This is a genomic window from Novosphingobium colocasiae, assembly GCF_014652555.1.
GTDB classification, from domain to species: domain Bacteria; phylum Pseudomonadota; class Alphaproteobacteria; order Sphingomonadales; family Sphingomonadaceae; genus Novosphingobium; species Novosphingobium colocasiae.
The window spans coordinates 154,631-167,516 of sequence record NZ_BMZA01000002.1; the positions used below are offsets into that span (position 1 = coordinate 154,631).

Below are 12,886 nucleotides of genomic sequence, written 5' to 3' on the forward strand. Positions count from 1 at the left end.
GGCAGGAGATGGGTCCCCGCTTTCGCGGGGATGACGAAACGGGAGGCATGTATGACTGAATCCGCTACCGATCCCGTCTACGTCACGGACAAGCTGATCGCCGAGGACATCGACGCCTATCTGGTGCAGCACGAGCATAAGACGATGCTGCGCTTCATCACCTGCGGCAGCGTCGATGACGGCAAGTCGACGTTGATCGGCCGGCTGCTCTACGATTCCAAGATGATCTTCGAGGATCAGCTCGACGCGCTGGCGTCCGATTCCAAGAAGGTCGGCACCCAGGGGCAGGAGATTGACTTCGCCCTTCTGGTCGATGGCCTCGCCGCAGAACGCGAGCAGGGCATCACCATCGATGTCGCCTATCGCTTCTTCAACACCGAAAAGCGCAAGTTCATCGTCGCCGATTGCCCCGGCCACGAACAGTACACGCGCAACATGATCACGGGCGCGTCCACCGCCGATCTGGCGGTGATCCTGATCGATGCGCGCAAGGGCGTGCTGGTGCAGACCCGCCGCCACTCGTTCCTGTGCCACCAGATCGGCATCAAGAACATCGTGCTGGCGGTCAACAAGATGGACCTGGTCGATTACAGCCAGGAGGTCTTCGACAAGATCCTGGCCGACTATACCGAGTTCGCCGCCTCGATCGGCATCGAGAGCTTCACCGCGATGCCGATCTCGGGCTTCAAGGGCGACAACATCACCACGCTGTCGACCAACACCCCTTGGTACACCGGGCCGACGCTGGTCGAGCACCTGGAAACGGTGGAAGTCCTCAGCTCCGTCGATGCGGAAAAGCCGTTCCGCCTGCCGGTGCAGTGGGTCAACCGTCCCAACCTCGACTTCCGCGGTTTCTCGGGCCTGATCGCCACCGGCTCGGTCAAGCCCGGCGACAAGGTGCGGGTGCTGCCTTCCGGCAAGACCAGCACCGTCACCCGCATCGTCACGTTCGACGGCGACCTGGATGAAGCGGTTGCCGGCCAGTCGGTGACGGTATGCTTCGCGGACGAGATCGACTGCTCGCGCGGGTCGGTGATCTCGATTGCCGACAATCCGCCGCAGAGCGCCGACCAGTTCGAGGCGACGCTCGTGTGGATGGCCGACGAGGCGATGATCCCCGGCCGCGCCTATTGGCTCAAGCTTGGCACGCAGTTGGTCTCGGCGACGGTGGCCGAGCCCAAGTACGAGGTCAACGTCAACACGATGGAGCACCTGGCGGCCAAGACACTGGAGCTGAACGCGATCGGCGTGGCCGAAGTGACCACCGACAAGCAGATCGTGTTCGAGCCTTATGGCGACAACCGCTCGCTGGGCGGGTTCATCCTGATCGACAAGATGACCAATGCCACCGTCGCCGGCGGCATGCTCAACTTCTCGCTGCGCCGCTCGCAGAACGTCCACTGGCAGGCGCTGGACATCGGCCGGGCGCAGCACGCCGGCCTCAAGAACCAGAAACCGGCGGTGCTGTGGTTCACGGGTCTGTCCGGCTCGGGCAAGTCGACCATCGCCAACATGGTCGAGAAGAAGCTGCACCGGATGAACCGGCACACCTTCCTGCTCGATGGCGATAACGTGCGCCATGGCCTCAACAAGGACCTGGGCTTTACCGAGGCCGACCGCATCGAGAACATCCGCCGCGTGGGCGAAGTCTCGAAGCTGATGGCGGATGCGGGCCTGATCGTCATCACCGCGTTCATCTCGCCGTTCAAGGCGGATCGCGACATGGTGCGCTCGATGCTGCCTGAAGGCGAGTTCATCGAGGTGTTCATCGACACCCCGCTTAAGGTGGCCGAAGCGCGCGACGTCAAGGGGCTCTACAAGAAGGCGCGGTCAGGTGAGCTGAAGAACTTCACCGGCATCGACAGCCCTTATGAAGCCCCGCGCGACCCGGAAATTCGCATCGACACCACCGTGGTCTCGCCCGAAGAAGCCGCCAGCCTTATTGTCGACAAGCTGCTGGGAGACGCCTGATGACACTGTCTGACGGCGATCTTGCGGCGCATCTCGCGGATCAGGCGGGCAGGATTCTGCTCCAAGTTCGCGCCTCGGGGATGTTCAGCGGCAAGTCGCTGGGCAAGGCCGGGGATCAGACCGCGAACCAGTTTCTCGTCCATGCGCTGCGCGAGCAGCGCATGGAGGACGGGCTGCTCTCCGAGGAGGAAAAGGACAACGCGGCGCGGCTCGGCAAGGAGCGGGTGTGGATCGTCGACCCGGTCGACGGCACCCGCGAATATGGTGAGGAGCGCACCGACTGGGCGGTTCACGTGGCGATGGCGGTGAACGGTGCGCCGGTGCTGGGTGCCGTGGCGCTGCCCGGCCTCGACGTGGTGCTGCGGTCCGACCAGCCGGGCGAGGTGCCGCCTGCCCCGGAAGTGCTCCGCATGGTCGTCAGCCGCACTCGCCCTGCACCCGAGGCGACCGGCGTTGCCGAGAAGATCGGTGCCGAACTGGTGCCGATGGGCTCGGCCGGAGCCAAGGCGATGGCGATCCTGCGCGGCGAAGCGGATATCTACCTGCATTCGGGCGGCCAGTACGAATGGGACAGTTGCGCCCCGGCAGCGGTGGCGCTGGGCTGGGGGCTTCACGCCTCGCGAATCGACGGCAGCCCGCTGGTCTACAACCAGACCGACGTCTACATGCCGGACCTGCTGATCTGCCGCCAGGAGCACGCCGAAATGGTGCTGGCGCAGGTGCGCGCGCTTTCCTGAAGCCGTCCCGCTGCGGCACGATCCATGCACTCCGGCGCGGATTGGGCTTGTGGTTCGATCGCCGGGGCGGTTAGCATCGCGCATGGAACGAAAATTCGGCCCGGTGCTGGGCCAGATCACGCGCCTCATCCGCAGGTCGTTCGATGTGCGGGCGCGCAAGATCGGGGTTACCCGGGCACAATGGCAGGTTCTCTACCACTTGCGCGAACACCCGGGCGTAAAGCAGAGCGGCCTGGCCGAGCTGCTTGAGGTGGAGCCGATCACCGCGGGCCGGATGATCGATCGTATGGAGGAAGCCGGGCTGGTCGAACGGCGGCCCGATCCGGCCGATCGGCGCGCCTGGCGTCTGCATCTGACGGCGCAGGGGGCCGACGTGATGGACCGGCTCGAACCGCTTGCCGATGAAACGATCGAAACCGCGCTGAACGGCCTGCCCCGCGAAGAGCGCGACAGCCTGTTCGCCAGCCTGCAGAAAATCCGCACCAACCTGCTGCGCGATTCCGGGGCGGCCGAGTGCGATTGAGTGGAAGGTTTGCACTATCCCTGAATGCGGATCAGCGAAGCGAGCTGTGCAATCTTGGAGCAACTTTGACGACCCTAAGCAACCGCCCCCAGACCCTTGCGCTGAATGATCGAGAGCAACCTCAGGGCCGGACCGCCCGGTCGCTTTTTCCCGCGCTCCCAGTCGGATACAAGATTCTTCGAAACATTGAGATAGCGGGCGAACACCGGTTGCGAGACGTTCTCCGCTTCGCGGATCGCCTTGATCTCTTCGGGTTGAAGCGGGGTTGCCGGGACAAGGCAGGCTTCGTCGAACTCACGCAGTGTGCGCTTGTCGACAGCACCGGCCTCGTGGAGCCCTTCGATCATCTCATGGACAGCGGCTAGCGTCTCGGTCTTATAGGTCCTGGGCATCGTCATTCACCTCGAACAACCTTTCTGCGCGTACTTCGGTGTCGATCTGCGCCTGCGTTAGTGTGAGCACGATCCTGGCGGCCGCTTTATAAACTTTCAACTCGGCCGCGCTGAGGTTGGCCTTGTCACTTTTGGCGAAGCCAAACGCGAATATGGCCCGCTCTTCCTGGCGGAAGAAGACCAGCGTCCGGTAGCCGCCCGACTTGCCTCCACCTTCGCGCGCGATGCGCTGCTTGATCAGGCCGCCACCAAGATCGGCGTTCAGCAGGCCGCTATTGGCCTGATCGATCGCCGCAACAAGCATTGCATCGCTGATGCCTTCACGGTTCGCGAACTTGGAAAACCAGCGATTCTTGTAGATTTTCATCTGCTGTCCGCTGGTTCTGATTGAATTCAATATCACACATTGTGTGATGATTCAATGAGTGGACTCGCTATCGACAACACGGTGAAGGGGCTTGTTCGAGCAGGCGAAAGCCGCTCTCCCGGCCGACCGCCCCGCCCGGAAAACCCTCAGCCCTTGCGGCTGGTGTTCACGTTGATCCGCTGGATATAGCCCAGCAACTGCTCGATTTCCGCGTCTTCGAAACCTTCGAACACGGTGGCTTCGTAATTCGCGATCATCGCCCCGGCGCTGCGCACCAGCGGCAGGGCCGGTTCGGCGAGGTATACTGCGCGTGCGCGGCGATCGTCGGCGCGTTCGTGGCGTTCCAGCAGGCCGTCGGCGCAGAGGCGATCGATCAGGCGGCCCGCCGAGGCTTCGGACATTTCCAGCCGATCGGCGATCGTGCGCTGGGTGGAGCCGGGCTCCTTGCTGACCGCAGAGATCATGTTCCATTGCGAGCGGGTGACGTTCAGCCCGGCAATGCGCCGATCGAAATAGCCGCGCAGGGTGCGCGCGAGCACGGTGATCTGGATGCACACCTGACGGCGTGGCGTATTGATGAAAATCTCGTCATCGACGATCGACGAGCGTTCGCGCGTCGCAGTCTGTTCAGCGGCTATCATCGTGCAGTCCTCATGCCCTATTTGGACACTTGCATAGGTCAGCATTCGTGGCAAGCCCGGCCGGCCGATCAGGACTGCGGAGTAGCTGCCGCCTGGTCGCCGCCCAGTACGCTGTAAAGGGTGATACGGTTGCTTGCGACTTGCAGGCGCAGCGCCAGTTCTGTGTTGCGCGCGGTGTAGAGGCTGCGCTGCGCATCAAGGCTGCTCAGGTAGCTGTCCACCCCTTCGCGATAGCGCGCTTCGGTCAGCCTGGCGGTATCCTGCGCTGCAGCAGTATTCGCCACGGCGGCGCGCAGTCGCTCGCCCAGCGTTGCCTGATCGGCGAGCGCATCGGCCACTTCGCGAAACGCGGTCTGGATGGTCTTTTCATAGGTCGCCAGTGCGGCATCGCGCTGCGCCTTGGCGACATCGACGTCGGCGGTCTTGCCGCCGGCGTTGAACAACGACCAACTGGCATCCGCCGCGCCGGTGGCGGCAAAGGCCCCGCTGGTGAACAGCGAGGACAGCGCGTTACTGGCAAAGCCGAGCAGCCCGGTGAGCGAGATCGACGGGAAAAGCTGCGCCCGCGCCACCCCGATATCGGCGTTAGCGGCGCGCAGATCGTATTCCGCGCCGATCACGTCGGGGCGGCGCAGCAGCACTTGCGAACTGGTCCCGGCGGGCAGCACCGCAAGGTGCGCGGTCACGTCGGCCAGTGATGTCGGCAGCAGGGTTTCGTCGAACCCGCCGCCAACGAGAAGGCGGACCGCGTTGATATCTTGCGCCAGCGCCGCCTGCTGCGCCGCGACTGCGCCGCGGGCCGTTTCCAGTATCTGCTCGGCCTGGCGCACGTCAGTGCGGGGCGCGACGCCGCCTTTGAGCCGGGCCGTGGTGAGCGTGACGCTGCGTTGCGCGTTGTCTGCGGTGGACCGGGCGATATCCAGCAGTTCGCGATCATAGGCATAGGTCGCCCAGGCCAGTGCGAGGTCGGCGATGACGCCGAGCCTGACGGTGCGGGCCCCGGCTTCGGTCGATAAAGCGGCGTCGCGCTGGGCCTGCGTGGCGTTGGCCAGCTTGCCGAACAGGTCAAGCTCGAAGCCAGACACGCCGCCTTGCGCCGAATAGCTGGTGTTATCGCCCGCCTTGCCGCCACCCTGTTCGACGCGGGTGACATTGCCGCCGACGCCGATCTCCGGGAACTGGTTGGCGCGGGTCACCCGCACTTGCGCGCGGGCGGCGGCGAGGTTGGCGGCGGCGACGCGGATATCGCGGTTGTTGTCGAGCGCGCTGGCGATCAGGGTCTGCAAACGCGGATCGGTGAAGATATCGCGATAGGACACCACCGGCAGCGCCGCCTCGTTCGCGGCGAGCTGCACCGAGCCGGCGGGCCAGGTCGGCGGCACCGGCGGCGCGGGCAGGACGGTGCGGGGTGCCAGCGAACAGCCCGCCAGCAGCAGCGCGCCAAGCGTCGCGGCGATCATCGGGGCGCGGGTCATGCGGGGTCTCCTGCCGTGCCGTTACGCGCGGCCTTGCGGGCTTCGAGGCGGCGGCGGATCGCAGCCACGCCATCGCGCATGCCGCGCCGCACCAGCACGAAGAACAGCGGAATGTAGAAGATCGCCAGCACCGTTGCCGTGATCATCCCGCCGATCACCGATGTGCCGATGGCGACGCGGCTATTGGCCCCGGCACCGGTGGCGACCGCCAGCGGAACGACGCCGAAGATGAACGCGAAGCTGGTCATCAGGATCGGCCGCAACCGCAGCCGGGCGGCTTCGAGTGCCGATTCCAGCACGCCCTTGCCCTGCTTTTCCGCCTGTTCGGCGAATTCGATCATCAGGATCGCGTTCTTCGCGGAAAGGCCCATCGTCGTCAGCAGGCCGATCTGGAGATAGACGTCGTTCTCCAGCCCGCGCAGGGTGACAAACAGGATCGCGCCGAGCAGCCCCAGTGGTATCACCAGCAGCACGGCGACCGGGATCGACCAGCTTTCATAAAGCGCCGCGAGGCACAGGAATACCACCAGCAGAGACAGCCCGTAAAGCAACGGTGCCTGTCCGGATGAGAGCCGCTCCTGGAATGACGATCCTGACCAGGCGACGCGGGTACCCGGCAGCTTCTTCGCCAGATCTTCCATGATCTGCATCGCCGTGCCGGAACTTTCGCCCGGAGCCGGGGTGCCGGAAATCTCGAACGCCTGAAGGCCGTTGAAGCGCGACGACGAACTGGGCGCCACCGACCAGCCGGTCTGCGCGAACGAGCTGAATGGCACCATCTGCCCGTCGCTGCCGCGCACGAACCAGCGTGCCAGGTCTTCGGGGCGCGAACGGAACGGCGCATCGCCCTGGACATAGACCTTCTTGATGCGGCCGTTTTCGAGGTAATCGTTGACGTAGGAGCCGCCCCAGGCGGTTGCCAGCGTGGAATTGGCGCTGGCAGGCGTCACCCCCAACGCGGTCATGCGCGGCACGTCTGTGTTGACTTTCAGGGTGGCTACATCGGGAAGATCGCTCAGCCGCACGGCGACCAGCCGAGAGTCGGCATTGGCCTGCGCCAGCAACTGGTCGCGCACTTTCAGGAACTGCTGCCGGGTCATGCCGCCGGCGTTCTGCAGTTCCATGGTAAACCCGGACGACTGGCCGAGCCCGCGAATGGCACCAGGGACAAGGACATAGACCTGCGCGTTGCGGAAGCCGGCGAAAGCCTGCGAAGCGCGCGCGACGACGGCGTTGGCGGTATTGTCCTGATCGCCGGTCCGGTCAGCCCAGTTCTTGAGCTGGATGAAACCCATGCCGGTGTTTTGACCCGTAGCGCCCAGGCCGGAACCGACCACAGTGAAGACGGTGTGCACGGCCCCTGCCTCGTGCGACAGGAAGTATTTCTCGATGTCGTGCTGGACCTTTTCGGTTTCCGACCGGACGGTGCCGCCGGGCAGGCGCCACTGGACCATGACGATGCTCTGGTCCTCGGTCGGCAGGAAGCCGGTGGGCAGGCGCAGGAACATCGTTGCCGTAACCACGCAGACCGCTGCATAGATGCCCAGCCAGAACCATTTGTGCTCCACTACTCGCTCGGTCCTGAGGACATAGGCATTCTGCATCCGTTCGAAGGTGGCGTTGAACCAGCCGTGGAACCGATCGAAAATTGCGCCGACGCGGGCGCTCATGCCTGTACGCGGCGCGGTATGTTCGTGCTTGGGCTTGAGCAGGCTGGCGGTCATTGCCGGGGTCAGGATCAGGGCGACCAGCACCGAAAGACCCATTGCCGCCACGATCGTCAGTGAAAACTGCCGGTAAATCACGCCGGTCGAGCCACCGAAGAACGCCATCGGCAGGAATACAGCGCACAGCACCAACGCGATGGCGACCAGCGCGACCTGGATTTCCTCCATCGACCTGATCGTCGCCTCGCGCGGCGACATGCCGGGGTTTTCTTCCATCAACCGCTCGACGTTCTCGACAACGACGATGGCGTCATCGACCAGGAGGCCGATCGCCAGCACGAGCCCGAAGAGGGTGAGCGTGTTGATCGAGAAGCCGGCTGCGTAGAAGATGGCGAATGTACCCAGGAGCACGATCGGCACCGCGATCGCCGGGATCAGCGTCGCCCGCCAGCTCTGCAGGAACACGAACATCACCAGCACGACGAGCACGATGGCTTCGAAAAGTGATTGCTGCACTTCCTCGACCGAGAGCTTGATGAACTCCGTCGAATCCGAGCCATAGGTGACGACCAGACCGTCCGGCAGATCGGGGGTCAGCCTGGCCATTTCGTCCTTGACCCTCTGCGCAGTCTGCAGCGCATCGGCACCCGGGCTCAGCGATATCGCAAGGCCTGTGCCGGGGTGGTTGTTGACGCGCACCACAGCCGCATAATCTTCCGAACCGACTTCCACCCGGGCGACATCGCCGATGGTGACGCGCGAGCCGTCGGAGTTGTTCTTCAGCACCACCGCCCGAAACTGTTCGGGCGTTTGCAGCCGTGAGCCGGCGGTGACTACGGCGTTGATCGCCTGCCCAGCAGCGGCAGGACTGCCGCCCAGTTCACCCGCTGAAACCTCAGTATTTTGCGAGGTCAGCGCACCCGTCACGTCGCTCGGCATCAGCGACACGGCGGCCATCTTTGCCGGATCGAGCCAGATGCGCATGGCGTGCGGCGCGCCGAACACCCGCACTTCTCCCACGCCTTCCAGGCGCGACAGCGGGTCCTGAATGTGGGAGCTGAGGAAGTCGCTGATGTCCTGGAATTTGCGCTGGTCGGTCTTGTCGTAGAGAGCCATGACGAGGAGGTAATCGGCGTTGGCCTTGGTGACGGTCACGCCCTGGTTCTGCACTGCCTGCGGCAAGCGGGCGAGGGCGCTCTGGACCTTGTTCTGGACCTGCACCTGGGCAATGTCGGGGTCGGTACCCTTCGCGAATACCGCCGTGATCGTGGCCGAGCCGCGATTGCTCGACTGCGAACTGAAATAGAGCAGCCCGTCGATGCCGGTCAGTTGCTGCTCGATGATCTGGGTGACGCTGTTCTCGATCGTTTCGGCCGACGCGCCGGGGTAGTTCGCGCGGATGTTGACCTGGGTGGGCGCGATATCCGGATATTGTTCATTCGGCAGGGCGTTAAGCGCACCCACGCCGCACAGCATGATGATGATCGCGAGGACCCAGGCCAGAATCGGACGATCGATAAATACCTTCGACATCAGCGGTTCACCGGCTCTTGCCGGCAGGAGCAGCACCCGCAATCGTCTGCCGGGTCGCGGCGGGAACCGCCTTTACCGGCGTGCCCTGTCGCAGATCGCCCAGGCCCTGGACGATGACTTTGTCGCCCTTGGCCAGTCCTTTGGTAACCACGAAGCTGGCTCCCCGCGACTGGTCGGCGGTGACCGTCTTGCGCAGTGCCTTGCCGTCCTTGCCGACGACCATGACGTAGGATGCATTGTCGAAATCGCGCTGGACGGCGGTTTGCGGGATCAGGAAAGCATTGGGATCGACCGCCTGGTCGAACACCGCGTTCACGTACATGCCCGGCAGCAGCAGACCGTCGCGGTTGGGGAACTGGGCGCGCAGGGTCACCGTGCCGGTGGCGGGATCGACCGAGACTTCGGAAAACCGGACAGTGCCGGTCACGCCATAGTCGCTGCCGTCTTCCAGCTTGAGGTGGACCACCGTGCTGCCCGAGGAGAGGCCGCCGCTGGCCAGCTTGCGGCGCAGGGCAACGAGGTCGGCAGCGGATTGCTGGATATCGACGTAAATCGGATCGAGCCGCTGGATGACTGCGAGCGGTTCGGTCTGGCTGGCGCTGGCAAGCGCGCCCACGGTCGACAGCGATCGGCCGATGCGGCCGCTGATCGGGGCCGGCACGGTCGTGAACCGCAAGTTGATCCGCGCGGTATCGAGCGAGGCGGCGTTCTGGGCGATGCCCGCCCGCGCGACTTTCGCCGCCGATGCGGCATCGGTGTAGTCCTGCCGGGATACGGCCTCCATTTCGGCCAACGGCTTGTAGCGCGCGGCCTTTGCCGATGCGGCTTCGGACGAGGCTTGCGCGCTGGCCAGATTGGCCTGCGCCTGGTTGACGGCGGCGCGGTAAAGGCTGGGATCGATCTGGAACAGCGGCTGCCCGGCCCGCACAAGGCTGCCCTCGGTGAAATAGCGCCGCAGAATCACGCCGGAAACTTGCGGGCGCACCTCGGATGTCTCGTAAGCCACGGTGCGCCCGCCAAGCGTGACCTCGCGCGGCACCGAGGTGGGGTTGGCGACGATGAAGCCGACTTGCTTTTCCGGCTGCTGCGGGGGCGCAGAGCCGGCCGAGCATCCTGACAGCAGCAGAAGCGAGGCTGCCATGGCGGTTCCGATCGGCGCGAAAGCCCGCGATTGTGATGGGGGGGTGAGCAAGATCGTTTATCGCCGCTGAATGAAGTTGGTCCGGAAATGGATACGGGCTGGTATTGTTGCAAGCGCGAAATGATGCGCTGCGACAAAATGCGACGTTCTGACCATCTGGGCAACCAATGCCGGCGGCGGCAGCGGCTTCGGCAGGCGTCATTGGACGGCATCGACGTGGGCTGTTCGGGGTTAGGGCCTGTTAATCACGCCATTGAGGATTGACGCAGAATGGCCCAGTGCAAGGAAGAGAGACGCGGGATATGTCCATATTCAAGCCTCGCCGACGCGGCAATGAGCCATTTTGGTCAAATCCTTTCGGGACGTGGCGCGATCAATCGGTCCCGGCTCTAATCCCGAAAATTCAGCGCAACAATGTCATCGCCGAAATGCACGCCCCGCCCGGGGATTGTCTTGCTGCCGGCAGAAGGCTAAGCAACGGCACGGCCTCCCGGCGTTCCGATTTGCGGAATACTGGGGAACAAGTTCAATTTTATGCGTTTATCCTTGTCAGGTATGACGCGCTGCGGTATGGATCGGCTTCAGCGTCGGTCTACGGATCGGGCAAAACAGGAGACAAAGATCATGAAGATTGCTTCTCTGATGGCTGCTCTGGCTGTTGCTGGCGCGGTTGTCGCTCCGGTAGCCGCTCAGGCAGGAACCAAGCCGTCTGCGGCCGTGATCGCTCCGGCTGAATACGGTTCGCGCGTCTCGGCTCAGGTGGCCACGAAGAATGCCGCCGTGAACAAGAAGAACTACGCGCTCGCAGGCGCTGCCGCCATCGCGGTTGGCCTGGGCCTGTACTTCGCGTTTGATGACGGCTCGCGGGGCTAAGTTCCCGAGACGACTGTGAAAAGTTTTGAGGGTCTGGCATTTCTTTTGGATTTGCCAGGCCCTTTTCATGTCCGGTTCTGACAGGTTGCCGCACCGTTGACACCCAGTTCCCGCCGGACTTCGCGCCGCCTCCCGGCAAGGCGTACAGATGGGCGGTGGAGGGTAGCGTCGCTGCTCCTCGGGCTCATTCTTTTGTGCCTCGCGCTGGGCGGCGGCGGCTTGCCGCTGAGCCCGCTAAACCTGATCGTGCAGTGCATCTGCATTCTCTCGATCGGCTTCGTCCGGCCCGAGGCTATGCGATTCGTGAAAGAGGCACCGCGTGGTCTTGTGGTGCTGGTTTGCCTCACCATCGCTTTGCCGGCATTGCAATTGATACCGCTTCCCCCCGGTCTGTGGCAGGGGCTGCCAGGGCGTAGCGCCGTCGTCCAATCTTTCGGCCTCATCGGCGCGACGCAGACGTGGATGCCGCTCAGTCTCGATCCCAACCGCACTGCAGTCGCGCTCATGGCAGTGTTGAGCTGTCTGCCGATCGTGATCCTGACCCTTGCGGCCGATCGCCGGATCGCCCGGATGATCCCGGTAACCCTGGTCGGGTTCGGGCTGTTCAGCGCCGTGCTGGGGGCAGGGCAGCTTGCGCGCGGCAACCAGGGCGTGGTGCTGCAGCCGCGCGGTGTCATGCGGCATCAGCTTTATGCCACTTTCGCCAATCACAACGCTTCTGGGCTGTTTTTCGTCATCTGCCTCGTCGCTCTCGTCGCAATCAGGCCCGACTGGTTGGCGGAGCGCTTGCGCGCCGGCCGTCGGCTGCGGCGGGGGGATCTTGCCGATACGCTCGCACGCAATGTCCCGGCCATCAAGCTGGTGCTGGGGGCGCTCTTCGCGCTGTGCACGGTGTTGACCCAGTCGCGTTCGTCGGTGCTGGTGCTGGCCGCGGTGCTGGTCTGGCTGGGCTTCCGGTCTCGCCATGCCGCGATCGGGCTCGTGCGGCGTTCTCTTGCGGGAGGACCCGGCCGGGTCTGGCTCGTCGCCGGACTGCTCGGACTCGCCGCGGTCGGTGCGGTGACCGTCTCCGGCAGTCGCGGAGTGCGGGATAGTTTCGCCCGGTTCGAAAGGATGGACGATCCCCGGTTTGCGATCTGGGCTGACGTTCACGCCACGATCGATCGCTACATGCCCATCGGCGCCGGTCTTGGCGCGTTCGACGAGGTATTTCCGCTCGACGAATCGCTGGAGACAATCTCGACCCTCACCGTGGGACGCGCGCACAGCGATTATCTGGAGGCGACGGTGGAATCCGGTGTGGCCGGCCCGCTGCTGATCCTCGGCTGGGCGATCTGGATCGGGCTGCGGGCGTGGCAGGCGAGGGCAGGGCGCAGCGCCCGGCAGACAACAACGGCGTTTGCCGTGATGGTCTGTTTCGCGCTGCAATCGGTGGTCGATTATCCGTTGCGCAACATGGCGATGCTCGCCATCGCCGCCTCCATGGTCGGGCTGCTGGGACGGCCGTCCCCTCCCGCCGATCGTACAGACGGCAGTGCGTCCGAGGCCGAGGCATGACGCCGGCGC

General features: G+C 64.3%; 11 protein-coding genes. 5 read left to right on the forward strand and 6 right to left on the reverse strand.

What is annotated here, in order from left to right:
* Positions 1 to 51 precede the first annotated feature (51 nt).
* The 3 genes from cysN (at position 52) to IE122_RS04580 (ending at position 3,231) form a co-directional block, all read left to right on the forward strand.
* Positions 52 to 1,971 (forward strand): sulfate adenylyltransferase subunit CysN, encoded by a 1,920-nt coding sequence (gene cysN / locus IE122_RS04570; protein WP_189619928.1) that lies wholly within the window; start codon positions 52 to 54, stop codon positions 1,969 to 1,971.
* Positions 1,971 to 2,708: a 3'(2'),5'-bisphosphate nucleotidase CysQ gene (locus IE122_RS04575; protein ID WP_189619929.1), complete on the forward strand. Its 738-nt coding sequence runs from the start codon at positions 1,971 to 1,973 to the stop codon at positions 2,706 to 2,708. Before cysN ends, IE122_RS04575 begins: the two co-directional genes overlap by 1 nt.
* Before the next feature lie 82 nt (positions 2,709 to 2,790).
* On the forward strand, positions 2,791 to 3,231 hold the full coding sequence (locus IE122_RS04580) for a MarR family winged helix-turn-helix transcriptional regulator (protein WP_189619930.1): 441 nt from the start codon (positions 2,791 to 2,793) through the stop codon (positions 3,229 to 3,231).
* Positions 3,232 to 3,305: 74 nt separating this feature from the next.
* On the opposite strand, the gene IE122_RS04585 is transcribed toward IE122_RS04580, so the two are convergent.
* From IE122_RS04585 to IE122_RS04610, 6 genes are all read right to left on the reverse strand, one after another.
* Complete coding sequence (locus IE122_RS04585; protein ID WP_229813753.1) at positions 3,306 to 3,578, reverse strand: type II toxin-antitoxin system RelB family anti-toxin transcriptional regulator; 273 nt, start codon at positions 3,576 to 3,578, stop codon at positions 3,306 to 3,308.
* A gap of 28 nt (positions 3,579 to 3,606) precedes the next feature.
* Positions 3,607 to 3,990, reverse strand: a complete 384-nt coding sequence (locus IE122_RS04590; protein WP_189619932.1) for a type II toxin-antitoxin system RelE/ParE family toxin — start codon at positions 3,988 to 3,990, stop codon at positions 3,607 to 3,609.
* Positions 3,991 to 4,136: 146 nt separating this feature from the next.
* Positions 4,137 to 4,631, reverse strand: coding sequence for a MarR family winged helix-turn-helix transcriptional regulator (locus tag IE122_RS04595; protein WP_189619933.1), 495 nt, complete (start codon positions 4,629 to 4,631; stop codon positions 4,137 to 4,139).
* Between the two features lie 68 nt (positions 4,632 to 4,699).
* Positions 4,700 to 6,106: an efflux transporter outer membrane subunit gene (locus tag IE122_RS04600; RefSeq protein ID WP_189619934.1), complete on the reverse strand. Its 1,407-nt coding sequence runs from the start codon at positions 6,104 to 6,106 to the stop codon at positions 4,700 to 4,702.
* The gene (locus IE122_RS04605; RefSeq protein WP_189619935.1) at positions 6,103 to 9,306 is read right to left on the reverse strand and encodes an efflux RND transporter permease subunit; all 3,204 of its coding nucleotides are present in this window, start codon (positions 9,304 to 9,306) and stop codon (positions 6,103 to 6,105) included. Before IE122_RS04605 ends, IE122_RS04600 begins: the two co-directional genes overlap by 4 nt.
* 7 nt (positions 9,307 to 9,313) lie before the next feature.
* Positions 9,314 to 10,447: an efflux RND transporter periplasmic adaptor subunit gene (locus tag IE122_RS04610; RefSeq protein ID WP_189619936.1), complete on the reverse strand. Its 1,134-nt coding sequence runs from the start codon at positions 10,445 to 10,447 to the stop codon at positions 9,314 to 9,316.
* Positions 10,448 to 11,071: 624 nt separating this feature from the next.
* Between IE122_RS04610 and IE122_RS04615 the strand changes: the two genes are divergently transcribed.
* Positions 11,072 to 11,320 (forward strand): hypothetical protein, encoded by a 249-nt coding sequence (locus IE122_RS04615; RefSeq protein WP_189619937.1) that lies wholly within the window; start codon positions 11,072 to 11,074, stop codon positions 11,318 to 11,320.
* Between the two features lie 369 nt (positions 11,321 to 11,689).
* Complete coding sequence (locus IE122_RS04620) at positions 11,690 to 12,877, forward strand: O-antigen ligase family protein (RefSeq protein ID WP_189619938.1); 1,188 nt, start codon at positions 11,690 to 11,692, stop codon at positions 12,875 to 12,877.
* Positions 12,878 to 12,886: the final 9 nt, after the last annotated feature.